The 19,264-nt window shown below is 43.6% G+C and carries 15 protein-coding genes; 8 read left to right on the top strand and 7 right to left on the bottom strand.

What is annotated here, in order from left to right; translation table 11 throughout:
* Nucleotide 1 precedes the first annotated feature (1 nt).
* The 4 genes from PSF86_RS02395 to PSF86_RS02380 all read right to left on the bottom strand — a co-directional run bounded on the left by PSF86_RS02395 (nucleotide 2) and on the right by PSF86_RS02380 (nucleotide 3,816).
* Nucleotides 2-1,582, bottom strand: a complete 1,581-nt coding sequence (locus PSF86_RS02395) for a PepSY-associated TM helix domain-containing protein (protein WP_277898461.1) — start codon at nucleotides 1,580-1,582, stop codon at nucleotides 2-4.
* Between the two features lie 14 nt (nucleotides 1,583-1,596).
* A complete protein-coding gene (locus PSF86_RS02390) occupies nucleotides 1,597-1,890 on the bottom strand; it encodes a hypothetical protein (protein WP_277898460.1) in 294 nt (97 codons plus the stop codon).
* A gap of 85 nt (nucleotides 1,891-1,975) precedes the next feature.
* On the bottom strand, nucleotides 1,976-3,031 hold the full coding sequence (locus PSF86_RS02385) for an NAD(P)/FAD-dependent oxidoreductase (RefSeq protein WP_277898459.1): 1,056 nt from the start codon (nucleotides 3,029-3,031) through the stop codon (nucleotides 1,976-1,978).
* Nucleotides 3,032-3,174: 143 nt separating this feature from the next.
* Nucleotides 3,175-3,816: a class I SAM-dependent methyltransferase gene (locus tag PSF86_RS02380; protein ID WP_277898458.1), complete on the bottom strand. Its 642-nt coding sequence runs from the start codon at nucleotides 3,814-3,816 to the stop codon at nucleotides 3,175-3,177.
* 155 nt (nucleotides 3,817-3,971) lie between these two features.
* Here PSF86_RS02380 and PSF86_RS02375 point away from each other — a divergent pair, with 155 nt between their 5' ends.
* The 8 genes from PSF86_RS02375 (at nucleotide 3,972) to PSF86_RS02340 (ending at nucleotide 11,249) form a co-directional block, all read left to right on the top strand.
* Nucleotides 3,972-4,943 carry a helix-turn-helix transcriptional regulator gene (locus PSF86_RS02375; RefSeq protein WP_277898457.1) on the top strand — a complete coding sequence of 324 codons (972 nt, stop codon included), beginning with the start codon at nucleotides 3,972-3,974 and terminating at the stop codon, nucleotides 4,941-4,943.
* A 260-nt stretch (nucleotides 4,944-5,203) separates the two neighbouring features.
* The gene (locus tag PSF86_RS02370; protein WP_277898456.1) at nucleotides 5,204-6,106 is read left to right on the top strand and encodes an NAD(P)H-binding protein; all 903 of its coding nucleotides are present in this window, start codon (nucleotides 5,204-5,206) and stop codon (nucleotides 6,104-6,106) included.
* A gap of 15 nt (nucleotides 6,107-6,121) precedes the next feature.
* Nucleotides 6,122-7,042 carry a helix-turn-helix domain-containing protein gene (locus PSF86_RS02365; protein WP_277898455.1) on the top strand — a complete coding sequence of 307 codons (921 nt, stop codon included), beginning with the start codon at nucleotides 6,122-6,124 and terminating at the stop codon, nucleotides 7,040-7,042.
* Between the two features lie 89 nt (nucleotides 7,043-7,131).
* Nucleotides 7,132-7,758, top strand: coding sequence for a Crp/Fnr family transcriptional regulator (locus tag PSF86_RS02360; RefSeq protein ID WP_277898454.1), 627 nt, complete (start codon nucleotides 7,132-7,134; stop codon nucleotides 7,756-7,758).
* Nucleotides 7,759-7,817: 59 nt separating this feature from the next.
* Entirely contained in the window at nucleotides 7,818-8,618 is an 801-nt protein-coding gene (locus tag PSF86_RS02355) for a sulfite exporter TauE/SafE family protein (protein ID WP_277898453.1), read from the top strand.
* Nucleotides 8,619-8,731: 113 nt separating this feature from the next.
* A complete protein-coding gene (locus PSF86_RS02350; protein ID WP_277898452.1) occupies nucleotides 8,732-10,150 on the top strand; it encodes an MBL fold metallo-hydrolase in 1,419 nt (472 codons plus the stop codon).
* Nucleotides 10,151-10,270: 120 nt separating this feature from the next.
* On the top strand, nucleotides 10,271-10,831 hold the full coding sequence (locus PSF86_RS02345; RefSeq protein ID WP_277898451.1) for a YeeE/YedE family protein: 561 nt from the start codon (nucleotides 10,271-10,273) through the stop codon (nucleotides 10,829-10,831).
* 4 nt (nucleotides 10,832-10,835) lie between these two features.
* Nucleotides 10,836-11,249 carry a DUF6691 family protein gene (locus PSF86_RS02340; protein ID WP_277898450.1) on the top strand — a complete coding sequence of 138 codons (414 nt, stop codon included), beginning with the start codon at nucleotides 10,836-10,838 and terminating at the stop codon, nucleotides 11,247-11,249.
* A 68-nt stretch (nucleotides 11,250-11,317) separates the two neighbouring features.
* Here the strand turns inward: PSF86_RS02340 and PSF86_RS02335 are convergent, their stop codons facing one another.
* From PSF86_RS02335 to PSF86_RS02325, 3 genes are all read right to left on the bottom strand, one after another.
* A complete protein-coding gene (locus PSF86_RS02335; protein WP_277898449.1) occupies nucleotides 11,318-14,695 on the bottom strand; it encodes a glycoside hydrolase family 2 TIM barrel-domain containing protein in 3,378 nt (1,125 codons plus the stop codon).
* Nucleotides 14,696-14,775: 80 nt separating this feature from the next.
* Nucleotides 14,776-18,627, bottom strand: a complete 3,852-nt coding sequence (locus PSF86_RS02330) for a TIM-barrel domain-containing protein (RefSeq protein ID WP_277898448.1) — start codon at nucleotides 18,625-18,627, stop codon at nucleotides 14,776-14,778.
* A gap of 177 nt (nucleotides 18,628-18,804) precedes the next feature.
* The gene (locus PSF86_RS02325) at nucleotides 18,805-19,080 is read right to left on the bottom strand and encodes a glycoside hydrolase family protein (RefSeq protein ID WP_277898447.1); all 276 of its coding nucleotides are present in this window, start codon (nucleotides 19,078-19,080) and stop codon (nucleotides 18,805-18,807) included.
* Nucleotides 19,081-19,264 lie beyond the last annotated feature (184 nt).

Genomic DNA, 19,264 nt, shown 5'->3' with positions numbered 1-19,264 from the left:
CTTAGGCCTTGGACGCCTTCTGCTTCATTTTGTATAGGACGAGAAAGGAAATGACCCCGGAGCATGTCCAAAAAAGGTCCACTACCAATATTTGGGAATATCCGTTTTCAACGGAGGTCCATAACCAGTTTCCGGTTATAAATCCGTTTGCAAAAGGAATCATTAAGCTTATAATTCCTCCAGAAACAAGGCATAGCTTATTAATGGAATAATGGTTTTTCTTTATCAGCAAAAGAAGCGATACCGCCAGCCATGACCAAAAGAACGTCCGGTTGATAAAGGCCTTGCGATCGACAAGCGTTCCATTGGCAAAGAGCTTTACCACCAAAAAGGTGAATGCGGTAACCGGATATATGCCCAAGCATACGGCCATGTATATTCTTACCAGCCATGAGTTAAAGCGTCTTTTGTATTCGGGAACATTTTTCTTGTCCCTGGCCACCAGCCATATAAGCACCCCGGAAATAATGACAAAACACGTTACAAACCCAAGTACGAGATAAATAAGCTTCATTCCATACCCACCGTAATCGCCGTAATGCAACCTTCTTAAAACACCATTGGCCCCTTCAATATAAGATACTTCATACGGATTTTTTGCCTTTACCAACTTTCCATCGCTCGCCCTAAAGGTAAGGTGCCCCGCCCCGGTAAGCGCATCTTTATAATCGGGCGACCCGCTCACCTGAATATGCATGTTTTTATCGCCATAATTAATCACTTTGAGGCCATTAATTACCAAATCGGGCCATTTTTCTTGTGTTTTTTTAATAAAATCGTTGTAAGAAACATGGAAATTGGCACGCTCCCCAATAAATGGATAGACTTCTTCTTCATTGAAATCTGCAACTTTATTAAAAGCTTGTTGGTCATCATCAAAAAGAAATTTTTGAACCGGTGGCAGCATTACCGTATATCCTATAATTAAAAAGGCACCTGTTACGGCAAACATGAATTGGTAAGGCAGTCCTATTAGTCCCAGGGCTACATGGGCATCGGTCCATATGGTTTTCCATTTTGCCTTGGGGCGAAAAACATAAAAGCTCGGTACAATCTTCTTCCAATGCACGATTACCCCGGTAACCACCGCAAAGAGAAAGAATAATGCCACCAAACCGGATAAAAAGTACCCGGAACGCCCAAAAAAATTAAGTTGTGCAAAAAAGTGGAGCCTATAGAAAAACTCCCCAAGGGAATAATTAGAGGTATAGTCGGTCCTGTGGTGCTTTTCGGCATCGAGATAGAAAAAGCCCCTTCTTCTCCCCTGCTTTTTCTCCTTGGCAAGCGTGGTATCTTTTGCGGGCGAAACAAAGGCGCCAATCCTTTTCTCGTAATAACGGTGCGAAAAGGTTACATCCTTGCTATATAATTTCTCTTCGGAATCCAATTTTTCAATGGCCGTATCAAAATCTATGCTCCTGAAATAGTGTTCTTGAATTGGCTCGTTTCTTTCCCAGGCATTGATTTCATCCCTTAGAAAGGAAATGGAGCCGGTAAAGAAAATAACATATAATAAGGCACTAATGACAATACCGCTGATGGTATGGGTATGAAAAAGGATATTGTATACGCGATTGGTCATAAAACTATAGGGAATTAGGGAATAATTGTGTTTCCACAGTATGCGATTAACGACAGGGACAAAGTCGCCAATAGGTAAATGCCCCATATGGACCAGCCATTTTTGGCGATAAAAGCTATGATCATCAGTACCGCCCATAAGACAAAACCGGCATACCGCAAGGTAAATATCATAGAGGCCGGGGCCGTCCAGGCAATCAGGACCATAAAAAAGGCTTCGGTAAGGATGTATCCCCCGATAAAAGCAGCAGTTATTTTTGCGAATTTCTGAAGGGGGGATTTTGTTAAATATTTTTTATTGGCAGGCATTTATCTGTTTGGTTTGTTCGGACAATCACAATGGATACCGATCGTGTGCAATTGCTTTTTATATCTAATGGGGGGTAGGACATATTTATGAGATACGCTTTACCACTTCTTTTTTAGCTTCTTTTTTGGTGCCGTCAAAACCTTGTACACCCCCTACCGTGGTGTATTTCATGACATATTTCTTATCGGGGAAAATGCGCTGGTAAGCACTTTGGCACATAATGGCCGCCTCGTGGAAACCGGAAAGAATTAACTTTAACTTTCCGGGATAGGTGTTTACGTCCCCAATGGCATAGATCCCCGGGATGTTCGTAGCATAATCGTAAGAATTGTCCACTTTTATCGCATTTTTTTCAATTTCCAGGCCCCAATTCCCGATAGGCCCCAATTTTGGCGAAAGCCCGAACAAAGGGATAAAATTATCCACTTCTATATGAGACTCCCCGTCCTTTAAATGTTTTACGGTTACAGCCTCCAATTTCTCATTTCCGTGCAAATGGGTTACTTCGGCTTCGGTTATGAGTTCGATTTTTCCTTTTTTGGAAAGTTCGGCTACTTTTTCAACCGAATCCAAGGCGCCCCTAAATTCATTTCGCCTATGAACCAAATATACTTCAGAAGCTACCCCGGACAAGAAAATGGACCAGTCCAATGCAGAATCGCCGCCCCCGGCTATCAATACCTTTTTATCCCGGTAGGCTTCCGGGTCCTTGATCATGTATGCAACGCCATTATCTTCATACCTGGCAATGTTTTCCAGTTGCGGCTTCCTGGGCTCAAAGCTCCCCAATCCCCCAGCGATGACCACTACCGGAGCATGATGTTGCGTGCCTTTGTTTGTTGTTACGATAAAGGTCCCGTCTTCCAGTCTTTCTATGGTCTCTGCACGCTCGCCCAAGGTGTACCCGGCCTCGAATGGCCTTATCTGTTCCAAAAGGTTGTTTACCAAATCCCCCGCTAGAATTTCCGGAAAGGCCGGAATATCATAAATGGGCTTTTTGGGATAAATCTCCGAACATTGCCCCCCAGGTTGCGGCAAGGCATCTATTAAATGACATTTGAGTTTTAATAGACCGGCTTCAAATACCGTGAACAGTCCCGTGGGGCCCGCTCCGATAATAAGTATATCTGTTTTGATCATTTTAAAATGCTTAGCTTTTATTTCAATTGACGCTTCCTTTATTAAGACACAGTCTAAATAATGCAAATATATTTCAACCTTTCGCCTCTGATCATACGCAAAACGGAAAAATACCTACGCAATAGGGAATCCCCATATATTTGCTACTGCTGGGATCCTTCATCGGGTATCTTTTTTACAACCGCTTTGGTCAATACAAAAAAGACCGATTTGTGGTTAACCAATAAAGGGTCCTCTAAATTCATATTTAAAATTTTTAAATCATCGATCCTAAAAGGGGATAACCGGGCACGTTGAATAAGTTGCAGTGCCTGTTCATAATTTTTAATTTTAAACGTAAAGACCATGACCCCGCCAGGGGCCATTACCCTATAGGCCTCCTGAAGATATGCTTCAATAAGATAGGGGTCTATTCTTGGGCTGATACTGATTACGCGATGAAAAAAGTTCATTACATAAGGGATGTGCAGGCCATCAAAATCGTCAAAAACAGCCTTGCGCTGTCGAATATAATATTGGTAATCCGCTTTACTTTTTTCAACAAGTTTGTTAGCGGTCTCAAACCCGAAGTAACTGAGAGGACTTGCCTTAAAGAAAAAAGGCAACAGCGGATTCTTCCCAAAATATAAATCCAACAACCGCAATTTCGGGTAAAGACGCAACGATTCAACAACAAGCTTAACGGCATCCCTATACTCCAATTCAATAGTTTCGATATTGGACGCATTTATAAGGGCCCCTCCCGGCCCCCCTTCCCAATTCTCCATGGCAATTTCCGCTTTCATTTTAATGGCTTGTTTTAAATTAAGGATTAAAAATAGTTATTAATCTTATTTAGATTAAATATAAATAACTAACTTTGGAGACAAATATAATGGAGGTAATTCGTACCGTAATTACGCTAAACGGAATAAAACCTACGTAATACGAAATAATAAATATGTTGGAGGTAAACAAGAACAATTCCAGGCTGACGGAATTTAATTTTGGAAAAAAGGATATCCAAAAAGATGATTGTAACACCAAGGAATTATACAGTGAGTTTAAGGAACCGTATTTTTCAGGCTGGTATAAGGAAATAGTATATGACGACCTTAAAATAGGCCATGGGAAACTGACCGTGTCAAGACCAATGCAGGTCCACTGTAACTATACCGATGCTACCATTGAAATGATTTTTGTTTTAAAAGGGACCGTCAAGGCACATTTACCCGACACCGAAGAAAAACAGCGTTTTAAGGGCGATACCCATAATCTCTTCCATTGTGCCAATAACCATGCCCTTATTGAGTTCAAGGAAAAGAAAATGCATTTTATAAACATCCAATTGGCGCCTTCTTTTTTTGAAGGTTTCATGCCACGGGGTAAGGCATTTGATACTTTTAAAAATCTCATACAGAACCGGCAGACCGGATATTTACAGCACAGTAATTTCCCCATCACCCCTGCCATAGCGCTAATTTTAGAAGAAATTATTGAGTCGCCCTGGAAGGGGCATTACCGAAAAATTTTCCTTCATGCCAAGGTATTGGAGTTACTGCTTTTACAGCTGGACCAGTGCCGCTATGATTCCACGGCCCCCAGCTCGACCCTATCGGAGTTGGATGCCGTTAAAATTCAGCGGGCCAAGGAACACATCATAAACAACTACGATGCACAGATTACCATCCCCAAGCTGGCAAAACTCATAGGAACGAACGAATTTACCTTAAAAAAAGGGTTCAGGGAACTTGTTGGCACTACCGTATTCGGTTATATCAATGATATTAAAATGCACAGGGCTAAAAAACTATTAGCTCAGAAAAACCTAAGCATCTCTCAGGTTTCCGAAATGGTCGGCTATAAAAACCCGCAACATTTTACCACCGCCTTTAAAAAGAAATTTGGCATTGTCCCCAGTAAATTTAAATGATAACGGTCCCCTTTTCCACCTGATCATTAGGATGATCTTACGCTGAATGGCCTTTAGATACAACCCTGTTATTGTTGGTTATGACAATCATCGTTTTTTCGAACATACTATGGGGCGCGGCATAAGCCCAACGCTTTTATGTAAGGCCCTGTTTTGAACTTTACGTTGATATGTTTCATTTTGGATACATCGGGAAAAGATATGGATACATATCCCGGCATGTGATTGTTGAATTTTGTATTTAATAAAAACGATCAAAAATGAAAATAACAGCAATGGGTTCCTTGGGGAACATAGGAAAACCCCTGACCCGGGAATTAATTAAAAACGGACATGCGGTAACCCTTATCAGTAGTACGGCCGAAAGAAAAAGGGAAATTGAGGCAATGGGCGCAAGGGCGGCCATAGGTACAATCATGGATACGGAGTTCCTAAAGCGTGCCTTTGATGGATCAGATGCCGTATACCTTATGGGGATATGGGAGGCCATGGGAAGCGCAATGGACGACAAGGTCGATTTTGAATCGGGATTTATCAAAATGGCCCACAATTACAAAAAGGTACTTGAACAAACCGGGATTAAGAAGATTATCTATTTAAGTACGATCGGTGCCCATACAGCTAACGGCATAGGGGCCTTGAAATATCATCATCATGTAGAACAGGTCTTAAACAGACTGCCCGCTGCCTTTTTAATAAAATATATGCGGCCCGTTGGATTCTACACCAACCTCTTACGGTCCATCCCCACTATAAAGGCAGAAGGGGCCATTGTCCAAAACTTTGGCGGCACCGCAAAAGAACCATGGGTCGCACCGCTGGATATCGCCCACACCATCGCCCGTGAAATGGGTTCGGAATTTAAAGGAAGGGAGGTACGGTATATTGCCAGTGAAGAAATTTCAGCGGTGGAAATTGCGAAAACACTTGGTACGGCTATAGGCAGACCGGATTTAAAATGGATGACCATTTCCGACCAGGATATGTTGAACCGTATGCGCTCACATGGAATGAATGCAGAATTGTCCAAAGGGTTTGTAGAGATGCAGGCTGCCCAAAGAAATGGCCATCTGTACAAAGATTATTATCACAACCGGCCGGAACCCGGCAAGGTGAAATTTACTGAATTCGCCCGGGAATTTGCCGAAATTTACAATCAATAAACCTAATTTTGTAAAATGCCAGGTATGAGACCACATAGAATCAAAACCATCGCTGAATTTCATAAATTCAAAGGACTACCGGCGCCCAGGCATCCGCTGATCAGCGCCATCGATTACGGGGCCATGCAATGCCACAGCGAAGAAGGCGTATCCAATGTGGTTTTCGATTTTTACAACATTGCGGTAAAAAGGGGGATCGGTGCCAAATTAAAATACGGACAACAAGTATACGATTTTGATCAGGGCATAATGTTCTTTATTGCTCCCAATCAGGTGTTCGGTATAGAACCGGTATTAAATTCAGATGAAAAGCGCTCGGGATGGATGCTGCTTATCCACCCTGATTTTTTGTGGAATACCTACTTGGCCAAAAACATTAAAAACTATGGCTTTTTTGATTATGCCGTAAACGAGGCCTTGTTCCTCTCGGATAAAGAGGAGGCTATTTTAAATGGCATTATCCAAAATATCGCCAAAGAATCCAATGAAAACATAGATCAATTCAGTCAAAGGATCATCGTACCGCTAATCGAGACCTTGCTCAACTATTCGGACAGGTTTTACAAGCGGCAGTTTATAACCCGTGAGATTAGCAGCCATCAAATCCTCGATCGTTTGGAAAACGTACTGACAGATTATTTTAACAATGGCGATCTGATTCTTAAAGGGGTCCCGACAGTACAGTACATTGCAGATGCCCTAAATACCTCCCCCGGCTATTTAAGTACGCTGCTCAAGGGATTGACCGGGCAGAATACCCAACAGCACATCCACAATAGGCTTATTGAAAAGGCCAAGGAAAAATTATCGACAACGGCCATGTCCGTGAGTGAAATTGCTTACGAGCTGGGCTTTGAGTACTCACAATCATTTAGTAAATTGTTCAAAAACAAAACCGATATGACCCCTTTGGAATTTCGTGGGTCGTTTAACTGAAAAACCGCTTGGTTAGAGGACAGAGCAGTGATTTTAATAAATAGCACCATGCGTATGATAAAAAACATCCCTTACATAACCGGTAAACAATGACATCGGAACTTAAAAAATATTACGGGGAACGGTTTGAACCCGCTCTTATAGAAGAAATCAGCCGGGCCGCTACTTTTATGGAGTTACCGGAAGGGCAGGATTTGATAAGACCCGGGCAATATATTAAATCAATGCCCCTATTGTTATCGGGGAGCATTAAAATAATGCGGCCCGATCCCGATGGAGAGGAGTTATTGCTGTACTATCTCGAGAAAGGGGATGCATGTGCCATGACCATGACCTGTTGCATGGGAAATACCATCAGTGAGATCCATGCCGTAACGGAGACCCCGGTAAGCCTATTGATGATTCCGGTCGATAAAATGGAAACCTGGTCCACAAGGTATAAAACCTGGCGGAATTTTGTTTTTGCCAGCTATCACCAGCGAATGATGGAGCTTTTGGAAAGTGTCGACAATATCGTCTTTAACAATATGGATCAACGATTGGAAAACTACCTTTACAATAAAGTCAAAGTCATAAAAAGTAAGCATATATATACCACGCATAAGGAAATTGCGGCAGACCTTCACACAAGCCGTGTGGTAATCTCGAGACTGCTGAAGAAAATGGAAAACAACAACAAAATAAACCTACATCGCAGTTTTATCGAAGTCCTGTAACATCGGTTACCAAACTTGAAAAGCACAGCCGTTACATTTGTCCCGGAATTAAAATAGATATGGACATTGTAGAAATTTTCGGTTATTCAGGAGCATTTTTAATAGGGCTGGTCTTAGGGTTGATAGGTGGTGGCGGTGCTATCCTTACCGTCCCCTTATTAGTATATGCCCTAGCACTTAATCCGGTGACTGCCACGGCATATTCATTGTTTGTGGTGGGGGCCACATCACTGATCGGGGCCCTTAAAAACATGGCAAAAGGGATGGTCGATTTTAAAACGGCCATCCCTTTTGCCATTCCTGCATTTGTGACCATCTACCTGACCAGGGCCTACTTGGTCCCTGCACTTCCAAAGGAATTATTCAAAATAGGCGGTTTTGCCGTAACCAAGGATTTGGCCATTATGTTATTCTTTGCCATGGTCATGCTATCGGCCTCCCTGACCATGATCGGCGAACGGTCCCTTGGGCCAAAAACATACAACGCCCCCTTATTAATAACACAGGGCCTGATCGTGGGGCTTGTCACCGGTATTATAGGTGCAGGGGGCGGATTTTTAATAATTCCCGCCCTGGTCCTTCTGGCCAAGCTTCCCATGAAAAAGGCAGTGGCCACGTCCCTTTTTATCATTGGGATCAACTCATTGACCGGCTTTTTTGGGGATGTCCAAAACCTCGACATAGACTGGCCCTTTTTGTTGACCTTCACGGGAATCTCAATTATGGGAATTACCATGGGGATATGGATCAATAATTTCATCGAAGGAAAGAAACTCAAAAAGACATTTGGTTGGTTTGTTCTCATCATGGGGGTTTATATCCTGTATAAAGAACTGTCCCTTACACACATACATGCTTGAGTTAAAAACGGCCTTGTGTAACAATGGTTACAGGATATGATAATGACAAAATCTAATTTTACTGAATGATCCCTGTTTTTATGACGTTGAAAAAACATACAAAAAATGAACCTATGAACATAGAACAAATTTATACCGGATGCCTGGCACAAGGGGCCTATTATATCGAAAGTAAAGGTGAGGTGGCCATTATCGACCCCTTGAGGGAAGTACGGCCCTATATCGATAAAGCGGATGCCGCCGGGGCAAAAATAAAATACATCTTTGAAACACACTTTCATGCCGATTTTGTTTCCGGGCACGTAACCCTGTCCGAAAGGACCGGCGCCCCGATTATATATGGCCCTACCGCAAACCCGGGCTTTGAGGCCATTATCGCAAAGGACGGTCAGGAATTTAAACTCGGGGAACTTACCCTTATAGTTTTACATACACCGGGACATACCATGGAGAGCTCCACCTATCTCTTAAAGGATAAAGATGGAAAAGATCATGCCCTCTTTACAGGTGACACCCTGTTCTTGGGGGATGTTGGCCGTCCTGACCTTGCACAAAAAGCAGCCCACATGACACAGGAAGAGCTCGCCGGTACCTTGTACGACAGCCTGCGTGATAAGATCATGCCGCTGGGCGATGATATTATCATTTATCCGGCCCATGGAGCGGGGTCTGCCTGTGGCAAGAATATGATGAAGGAAACAGTAGATACCCTGGGGAATCAAAAAAAGGTCAACTATGCCCTACGGGCAGATATGACCAAAGGGGAATTCGTCAAAGAGGTGATTGCCGGTCTACAGCCTCCACCGGCCTATTTCCCCATGAATGTCAAAATGAACAAAAAAGGCTATCGGGATATGGAGAAGATCATTGCTCATGGTGAAAATGCCTTAGCACCGGATGCATTTGAAATAGCGGCAAATCATACCGGGGCGGTACTATTGGATGCAAGGCATCAGGTTGATTTTGCCAGGGGCCATGTCCCGGGATCGATCTTCATAGGCATCGACGGAGATTTTGCCCCTTGGGTGGGAACGCTGATAAAAGACGTACAACAGCCTATTTTACTAATTGCCGAAAAGCAGCGTATCGTGGAAGTACTTACCCGGTTGTCCCGTGTCGGATTTGACAACACCATTGGGTACCTGGACGGAGGCTTTAAAGCATGGAAAAAAGCAGGCAGGCACTACGATACCGTTGTTTCTATTCCGGCAGATGAGCTCCTACAGCTCAAGCAGGATAGTGAGCATCCCGTCCCGGTATTTGATGTTCGAAAGCCAGGTGAATTCCGATCAGCGCATATCCTTGATGCGCAAAACACGCCCCTTTCTTCCATCAACGAGCATTTGAACCGGTTCCCGGAAAAGGAAATGTTTTATATCCATTGCGCAGGGGGCTACCGCAGCATGATTGCGGCTTCTATCCTCAAGCGTCGTGGCATTCATAACCTTATAGATATCAAAGGGGGCTTTAAAGCGGTCAAAGAAGCGGGTATCAAGACCTCAGGTCCTATATGCCCCGCATCCTTAAAATAGGTACAGAAGACTATGGGGGCCTCATGAAATCATTCATATGCAGATATATGTTGTCCTGTAACCAATGTTACTGTTTCATTTTTTAAAAATCCAGATATTTGCATTTAAAAACAAAGGTATATGAGTTGGATATATGACCCTTGGCCCTGGTATGTTTCGGGCCCGCTCATCGCACTAGTGATGTTTGTTTTATTGCTGACGGGAAAACAGTTTGGAATGTCTTCAAACCTTCGGACATTATGTTCCATAGGGGGTGCCGGGAGGGTGTCCGGTTTTTTTAAATTCGATTGGAAGAAACAGGGATGGAATTTACTGGTGGTTCTGGGCGCCGTCATTGGTGGTTTTTTGGCCTCCCGGTATATGTCCGATAATACTGTAAAAATCAACCCGGATTTGGCCGGACAACTCTCAAGGGAGTATCACATTGAAAGTGCCGGGAAAGCCTATTTGCCTGCTGAGCTGTTTTCAACGGAGCAACTTGACGATCCCTTTACGATCGGTTTATTGCTCCTGGGCGGTTTTTTGGTGGGCTTTGGATCGCGCTACGCCGGTGGCTGTACCTCGGGCCATGCCATCTCCGGTCTGAGTAATTTACAGGTTCCCTCCCTTATTGCGGTCATTGGCTTTTTTATCGGAGGTCTGGTGATGGTCCATATATTATACCCTTTAATTTTTGGATAGCAATATGAAATATATAACCTATTTATCGGTGGGTATTTTCTTCGGGATCGTAATGTACAAATCGGAGGCGGCATCCTGGTTTAGAATTTATGAAATGTTCCAATTTGGCTCTTTTCATATGTATGGCATTATCGGATCAGCCCTTTTACTGGGCACTATCGGGGTGCAGGCCATAAAGCGGCACCATATCAAAACTTTTGGCAAGCGGGAAATACGGTTAAGCCCCAAACAAAAAAGCATTCCTAGGTATTTGATCGGAGGTATCATATTTGGCTTGGGATGGGCCCTCACCGGTGCCTGTCCGGGACCGATGTTTGTCTTGGCCGGGGCTGGTTTTTATCCCGTCATAGTAGTAATCCTCGGAGCATTACTGGGGACCTTTACCTACGGAGTACTTAAGAATAAGCTGCCGCATTAATTCACGGCAATGGACCGGGGCCTGCACATGTTAAACAAAAAATTTTCAGCTTCTAAAGGAGCCATATTTTAGTCATTTATCTGTTCTATCGGATAAAACCGCTTGTACTGACTGATGTACTGTTCTTGAGATCCGTTTGTAAATGGTATCAGGTAAAGGGAGTAGGCATGTATTTGATCTCCCTTTATTAAATAGTCTTCCTGTGGCATGGCCCCCCAGGAGTTATCGCCTGCTACCCCGCGTTGGTCCATGTCAACATTCAATTGTACAAGATCTCTTTCTACAATGTCAATGGTATGTTTACTTATATTCACTGCTGGCATCCCATCGCTATACGTATCATTATTCAACGTATGCTTTTTAACTTTTTCGGTAAGCTGGCCGTTGTAAGAAATTCCGGGGGTAGCGTCAAAATCTTCATTGAGCATATGTAAGGCACTTATGCCCAGGTCTTTTTCATTATTTTGAGAAGAAACGACCAATAAGCCTTCTTGCACTTCATTGGTCAGGGCTACCCATCGTACATCGGTTTTATACCCATTTTCCTGTGGGCGTATATAAGGCACGTATTGCTCTTTTACCGTTGATCTATGCACATCGACAAAGGCCGAAACGTTCCTGTCCTTATAATTTTCCCAAGGACCGCGACCATAATAAGTTATTTCACTATACTCCCTTGGTAATTGCATCCGCATTCCCACCCTGGGAATATCTGCTTTGTACGTTGTCCGGTTTAAGGTATTGTCAATTTTAACGATCCCGTCCCCATAAATGGTATAACGGCTCTCAAAGGTGGTATTTACCCCTGGCAGATCATATACGACCGTTACCTTATAAGAGCCATCTTTATTTTTTTCGCTCATAAAAGAGCTTACCTTGGCATTGAGGGAAGCATTTTTCCATTCAATGTTCCTCTTCTGCATCTGATTGCCAAAATCATTATCGGTGGGGGCCCTCCAAAAGTTAGGTCTTGGTCCGTGCCCATCCTTAATGAATTCGTTCCCTTTGAATCCATAGGAACCCATGATGCCTGTCTTTTTATCAAACCCCAATTGAAAATCTTCATTATAAAAAATGACGGTCTCCTCGGTTTCTTTACGATGTACGGGCCTGTCATTTTTTAATGGATGGGAATCCCATTGTATTTTATTATCCAACCGAATCTGCTCATGGGCGACTTCGTGCCCTTTTTTCAGTATCCCATTGTCCCAGTTCAGTTTCGCCGAAACCTCCATAAAATATTCCGTATTGGGTTTGAATTCAATCCCGTTCAATGAAACACGGATTAATTTTCCGGTATGCGGGGCTATCTTCAATTGTTCCATCGGAACCGCTTTCAGTATTTTTCCATCGGCCTTTACGGTGGCTGTTATGGCAAACCAATCGAGCGCTATGAAATCATATAAATTTTCTACCAAAATCCTGACCTCATTATCCCTGTTAGTCCCTTTGTATTTAAAATTGATAAACTCATGTGCCTTTTTAACTTCGTGCAATGCCGGTTGCGGGGCCCTATCGGGGAAAACGATCCCGTTATTCAAAAAACTGTTATCGGTGGGCATATGCTCTCCAAAATCGCCCCCATAGGCATAATATTTTTGTCCTTTTCCATTGGTCTTCCATATAGATTGGTCTACCCAATCCCATATAAACCCGCCCTGAAGGTTATCGTGCTGTTCGATAACATCCCAATAATCCTGAAAATTACCGGTGCTGTTCCCCATGGAGTGCGCATATTCGCTTGGAATAAACGGCCGGTCGGTCAACGAGGTTCCAATGGCCTTAAAGGTAGCAGGTGATGGATATTGCGGGACAATAATGTCGGTATCGGTATCCATATCAAATAAATTTCCATCTATTTCCTTATAGGCCCTTTCATATTGTACCGGGCGCTTTTGAGGATCCAGGTTTTTTATCGCATCATAGGCCTTGAAAAAATTAATTCCGTTACCGGCCTCATTGCCCATGGACCATATAATAACCGCAGGATGATTTTTATCACGGGCAACCATTCTCAGCATTCTGTCCACATGAGCTTTTTCCCATTCCGGCTTTTTGGCCAGCGAATGTTCCCCATAATACATGCCGTGGGATTCTATATTGGCCTCGTCGACAATATAGATGCCATAACGGTCACAGAGTTCATAGAACTTTTCAGACTGCGGATAATGGCTTAAGCGCACCGCATTGATATTATTCTCTTTCCAGAGTTTTATATCTTTCATGAGCTGTGCTTCATGGACTACATGTCCTGTCTCCGGGTTATGTTCTTGCGTATTGACCCCTTTCAAGGTAATTGCCTGCCCGTTGAGCTTTAATAATCCCCCGGAAATCTCAACCGTTCTAAAGCCAACCTCATTAGATATAACTTCCAGTATGTTGCCCCGTTTTTCTTTGGTAGAGACGATCACTTTGTAAAGGTTGGGCGTTTCGGCGCTCCAGAGCATGGCGCCCATTACATAAGCGGAAAAATCAATGCTTGTTCCCCCATTGGCCTCAAGGGTTAGGGGCTGCATATCGTTGGCGACCAGGATATCGTCCCTATCAAATATTTTATAGCTAACCTCAAGCTTTTTCTTTTTGGGCGATGTATTTTCCAATGCCACGGACAGGTCCAAAATGCCATCACCATAACCCTGGTCGGTGGTGGCCGTCATGGTAACATCTTTGATACGGGCCCTGGGCTGTGCATACAGGTATACGCTCCTTTCGATTCCGCTTATCCGCCAAAAATCCTGGCATTCCAGATACGAACCGTCCGTCCACCTGAAAATTTGCAGGGCAATGGTATTTTCCCCCTCGTGCAAGAACTTGGAAACATTAAATTCAGCAGGCAATTTACTCCCCTGCGAATACCCGACATACTGTCCGTTTATCCAAACAAAGCCACCGGATTTCATGGCACCGATATGAAGGAACACTTCTTTTTCCCTCCAATCAGGCGTAATTACAAACGCTCTCCTATAGGAGCCTACCGGATTGTAATCATGTGGTACCTTTCCCGGATCCGAAGGATACACCCCGTCGATAAAGGCGATCTCCTTGGAGACCGGCGCCTTGTAATCGGCAAATTCGTATTGGTGGTTTACATAAATAGGCGTTCCATATCCTTCAACTTCCCAATTGGCAGGTACTTTTATAGTATCCCAAGCATCCACATTTATTTCCGGGTTTATAAAATCTTGTGGCCTATCCGTCGGTTTTTTCACCCATTTAAACTTCCAGTCCCCATCCAATAAAAGATAATTTTGAGATGTTCGCCACTGGTTTTTTTTTGCTTTTTCCTCGGAAGAAAAGGAATAAAAGGTGGCATGTGCATCTTCTTTATTTTCCGAGATCACCCGAGGGTTCTCTATATAGTGTTCCAAACTCTTCGGAAGTGGCTGTCCATAAGAAAAACCGTGGCCAAAAAGAAAGATAATCCCGATAAGGTTTAATTGCTTCATCTAATAAATTGTTTTAAAACTTCTTTTCCTATCAATTGTTCAAGAAAAAATGAATTTGAGGGCCCATCCCTTTTGTCCGTTTAAAAATCAATGATATTTAAATTTTTATCCACCAGGATTCCCTGTCCCGGGCTTAAATCAAACCTAAGGGAATGTTTTGCCTTGAATATAAGTACAAACAAGGCCCGATCACCTGTTATTGTCCGTTGGTTTCCGATATTGACAAAAGTGGGGTACAATACGGTATCCCCGTTGGAATGCAACCGCTCATTGGTAAAATTGTCCATTTGGCCCATGGCCAATGGGGTTACCCTGACAAATTCATAATCCCTTGTATGAAACGGTATGGCCATGCTAAGGGCATTGACCGATTTTAAATCACTCCCGCGAACGGTCACCTCTATAAGCGCTCCTTTTTTATAATCCTTCTTCGGCGTGCCCAAATGGAGTCTTCCCGATACTTTTTCAAGCTGTCCCTGTTGAACCCCTCCCTGTAGCTGGGTTGCCACTACAGAAATATCGTAGGCATCGATACGCCCGTTTTTATTCACATCCCCCCTGCTTACGTACCCTTCAAAATCTGCATCTCCCTGTCGGAGTCCCGTGTAATTATGGTAAGAGGTCAAATCATTTTCGTCGATCAACCCGTCATTATTGATATCTCCGGGCAGGTAGCTTTCGCTTCCCGGAACCTTGAACACGTACAGTTCCCGACCTGAACCATAACCGCCCACACCCTCGGTAACCACTATTTTAATAAACCGCGCGGTGGGATGCCCGGTAAAGACAAAGGTTTGATCATCCCGCCCGTTCCATTGAAAGGTTCCGGCAGGCTGCCAGTTGTTCCCGTCATTTCCATAATATACCTTTCCCTGGCGAAACACGCCGTTTCCACCGCTACTTCGGGCAAGGTATTGAAATTTATCGAGTTGATTGAATGAACGTAGGTCCATTACGATTTCAAAGGGGACCGATTTCTCCCCCCATAGGGTATGCCACATATTTCCCTGATCAAAGTCAAAAAAATTAGCGATCTCGTACCCTTCTTGATTATAAACGTTCGTTGTTCCACTAATCCCCTGTATGGCAAATTCCAAAGGGTTCGATTTTGTCTCGGCTTCAAAGGTCCTCCAGGGAGAAACCCCGTCTTTATTCACGGCCCTGAGTTTAAAGCGATAATGTGTTTCTGCCCTTAAGTTCTCAAAAAGGTAGGCGGTATCTTTAATGGTCGTATAACGCATATGCTGAAAATCGATTTCGTAATAATCGGCATGCGTAACTTTATCCCAGACAGGTTTCAGCGTATAAGCCGTTATGTTTTTGTCCGATAATCGAACATTCCCGGGGGCGGTCAATAATCCGGAGCTTACCCTATCCTTGTTTTCAGGTCGGAATTTATAGCCCTGCACATGTAACCCTATGGTATCTTTGGTAATATCAGATGCCTCAATCCGTACCAAGAGCTGTGGGTTTTTGACCATTTCGACCTGCTCGAATTCACTGCCCTTGGTCGAAAACCGGTTTAGGTCAGGACGCCGGTCGTAGTAGTAAACATTGGTACTGCTTTCATAACCTTCCCTGGTACCGGCCTCTTTCAATGCAATATGCTTTCCATTAATCTGGGCCGAGATTGCTGTGGGGCGGTCCGTTGTATTTATTTTAAATGCGGTGAGCTTCTTCTTGACCAACCCTTTAAAATCCCCCAGGGCCGGATATACAACAAGCTTTGCGTTGCCCTTTTCATCTGCCGTTGATGTTATTTTTGTATAAAGGCCCGCTCCGTTTTTATAGGCTTGTGTTGTCCCGTCATCATCATAAACCGTAAAGGAAGAACCCTGATAGGGATATACCTCGTAGGTTCGCAGCCCGGCATCTATTTCGGAAACATTGTTATGGGGGTTGGCCTCTGGAATAATAGCGCCCCTTTCTACAAATACCGGGAGCTTCCAAAGGGGGCTGTCAAAACTATTTATAATTTGACCTCCCTGGTACTGCTGCCCCGTGAAGTAATCCACCCACAATCCCTTGGGAAGATAAATCCCGTGCCGTACATCGTTCCCATGAGTATCCGGATCAGTCTCTTTGTATATGGGGGCCACCAAAAAACTAGGGCCGTACATAAATTGATATTGGGTCGGTATTCCCTGTGTATACGCATTTTTCTCCTTTAAAAACATGGCCCGGATCATCGGCAGGCCATCGGTGGCCTCTTTTGCGATACTATAAGTATATGGAATGAGTTCCGATTTCAACTTTAAATAATTTCTGTTAATGGAAGCTGCAGGCTCTCCCATGGCCTGCGGATACTTTTCATTGGTCCCCCAACCGTCCATATTTAATTGCATGGGCGTAAAGGTCTTCCATTGAAAATCCCTTGTATTGACAATGGGGTTTCCCCCACCAAAAATACCGTCCATATCCGAAGTAATATTGGGCTGTCCCGATAAACCGGAACCTATGTAGGTAGGGACATGAAATCGTATATATTCCCATACCCCTCCGGTTTGGTCACCGGACCAGACCCCGGCATAGCGTTGTGTGCCTGCCCAACCGTCCAATGAAATAATAAACGGGCGGGCATCGTTGCCATATTCAGGCATGATCTCCCCTACATCGGCCACCCCGTTAAGCCCAAAGGAATACCCCTGCCCGACCCAGGCAACATCGGTTTTTAAAACCCGTACCCCGGCATCGCGAACTTCCTTCACTATATCGCGCTGCAACAAAGCACTTACGCCCTTTTTAGGGTGCAGGTCGGATTGTGTCCAAAGACCGATCTCTACACCGTTGTTACGTGCATATACCCCGAGTTCCTTTAAATTTTGGATGTTTCCTTCCAGCGTTTTTGTTTGTCCGTAACCGGCACCATAACCATCATTTGGTAAAATCCACCCTAATGGCATATCGTTATTTTTATAACGGTCAATAACCGCCCTTGCGGAAAACTGATAATTATCTTTTTCCCCGTTCAAAGATTCTTTAATACCCCCGTTGTCCTTCTGGCTTTCCTGATAATATTTTCCGTCCTCGAAAAGAACCCCTTCCCCGGCCGCTCTCCAATAATCCCTGTTATACGCATTTAAATGTCCCTGATAAAATCCGAATTTGGGCAATAATACCGGATTCCCCGTTAATTGGTAAAAATCATTCAACAGGTCCTTGACTCCATGATCAATCATAAAGAAAACATCCAAATAGGGGGTTTGATGGGATAGTTTTACCATACCGCTTTGTTCGGCACCAAAATCGTAAGTTCCTTTTTTAAAGGTATGCCACATCATCCCATACCCCCTGGAAGACCAGTAATAGGGATTAGGGGAGGCCACGCCCCCATCGGTCCAACTGTTTTGATTTGCTATCAAAATACGCTTCCCCTTATGAGAAAACCTGCCGTTTTGAACCCCACCCCCGTAAAAGTACTCATCCTCATGTTCTTTTAAAGCCAACCTGGTCCGGTTCTTCTCAAAGCTTACGGGTGCCAGGAATTCTATCGCATCAGCCCCGGTCTTTAGGTTGCGTACCTTTATCAAAGCGGTGGCCTTATCCAGGGAAACCGCTATGGCACCGGTGGTTATCAGTACGCTATGATCCGTTTGGGAAAGATGGAGTTTCTCGAATTTTTTTCTGGGATGATCCACCAGTATATCAGCTTGGGGTTCTGCGCTGGGAGCCCTCATCCCCTTATTTGAATTATCTTGAAAAAGCCTGAATATATGGTCCCCGTAAAAATCAAAAATCATTTTTTGCCCGGCAGAAAAAAATACCTCAACGGTCGTACTGTCGACCTGAGAGGCATGGACAATCGTATCGGAGCGTCCACTAACAGCGCCCTTTACTGAGGGTTCTTGGGCTTTGATGGCTGTGGTGAGAAAAATAAATAAAAAAGTAAATAAAAAAATAAAATAACTATTAGAAATATTATTTATTTTCATTTCCTTGTTTTTATAATTATTTTACAATATTAACCATCATTGATGAATAATAATAATATAGAGTGTTAAAAAAATAATGTCCCGCCTATATCGTGGTCGGAAAAATGAAAAGCGTAAAAAATTAGACCCACTATTATTCCCCGGAGCCTTTTTAAAGAGGATGATAGGTATAGCTATTTATTGGTCATCGATTTCCATACCGCCAAAGTACGTGCGGAATTCTTCCAAGGAAATTTCAATCACACTTCCGTGCCGTATTCCTTTCGGAAAGGTAAGCTCGTTTGAAATATCCCTCCAGTTTTGCAGATCAGCAGAGGTGACAGCCCCGTATTTTTTATCGATATATTTATCAAAATATACCGTCCAATTTCCATTAATCTTAGCTACTGTGGGGCCTTCAGCCCAATAATTGCCCGTTATGGGTTTCCCGGCATCCCCATAAGGTCCCGTCATAGTAGTTATCCTCGGATATTACTGGGGACCTTTACCTACGGAGTGCTTAAGAATAAGCTACCACATTAATTCATGGCAATGGACTGGGGTCGGGCACATGTTAAACGAAAAATTTTCAGCTTCAAAAAGGGTCATATTTTAAAGGACCATTACCAAAAGTTGATTATATCAGTCCCTATTCCAA

This window comes from Galbibacter pacificus (assembly GCF_029603165.1).
Classification (GTDB): Bacteria; Bacteroidota; Bacteroidia; order Flavobacteriales; family Flavobacteriaceae; genus Galbibacter; species Galbibacter pacificus.
Note: the sequence above shows the minus strand (reverse complement) of the source record. Positions and strands in the feature narration are given on the sequence as shown.

What these genes read in the sequence shown, in the direction of transcription:
- PSF86_RS02395 (WP_277898461.1), bottom strand. Translation starts at nt 1,582, where the DNA reads ATGACCAATCGCGTATACAATATCCTTTTTCATACCCATACCATCAGC.
- PSF86_RS02390 (WP_277898460.1), bottom strand. Translation starts at nt 1,890, where the DNA reads ATGCCTGCCAATAAAAAATATTTAACAAAATCCCCCCTTCAGAAATTC.
- PSF86_RS02385 (WP_277898459.1), bottom strand. Translation starts at nt 3,031, where the DNA reads ATGATCAAAACAGATATACTTATTATCGGAGCGGGCCCCACGGGACTG.
- PSF86_RS02380 (WP_277898458.1), bottom strand. Translation starts at nt 3,816, where the DNA reads ATGAAAGCGGAAATTGCCATGGAGAATTGGGAAGGGGGGCCGGGAGGG.
- PSF86_RS02375 (WP_277898457.1), top strand. Translation starts at nt 3,972, where the DNA reads ATGTTGGAGGTAAACAAGAACAATTCCAGGCTGACGGAATTTAATTTT.
- PSF86_RS02370 (WP_277898456.1), top strand. Translation starts at nt 5,204, where the DNA reads ATGAAAATAACAGCAATGGGTTCCTTGGGGAACATAGGAAAACCCCTG.
- PSF86_RS02365 (WP_277898455.1), top strand. Translation starts at nt 6,122, where the DNA reads ATGCCAGGTATGAGACCACATAGAATCAAAACCATCGCTGAATTTCAT.
- PSF86_RS02360 (WP_277898454.1), top strand. Translation starts at nt 7,132, where the DNA reads ATGACATCGGAACTTAAAAAATATTACGGGGAACGGTTTGAACCCGCT.
- PSF86_RS02355 (WP_277898453.1), top strand. Translation starts at nt 7,818, where the DNA reads ATGGACATTGTAGAAATTTTCGGTTATTCAGGAGCATTTTTAATAGGG.
- PSF86_RS02350 (WP_277898452.1), top strand. Translation starts at nt 8,732, where the DNA reads ATGAACATAGAACAAATTTATACCGGATGCCTGGCACAAGGGGCCTAT.
- PSF86_RS02345 (WP_277898451.1), top strand. Translation starts at nt 10,271, where the DNA reads ATGAGTTGGATATATGACCCTTGGCCCTGGTATGTTTCGGGCCCGCTC.
- PSF86_RS02340 (WP_277898450.1), top strand. Translation starts at nt 10,836, where the DNA reads ATGAAATATATAACCTATTTATCGGTGGGTATTTTCTTCGGGATCGTA.
- PSF86_RS02335 (WP_277898449.1), bottom strand. Translation starts at nt 14,695, where the DNA reads ATGAAGCAATTAAACCTTATCGGGATTATCTTTCTTTTTGGCCACGGT.
- PSF86_RS02330 (WP_277898448.1), bottom strand. Translation starts at nt 18,627, where the DNA reads ATGAAAATAAATAATATTTCTAATAGTTATTTTATTTTTTTATTTACT.
- PSF86_RS02325 (WP_277898447.1), bottom strand. Translation starts at nt 19,080, where the DNA reads ATGACGGGACCTTATGGGGATGCCGGGAAACCCATAACGGGCAATTAT.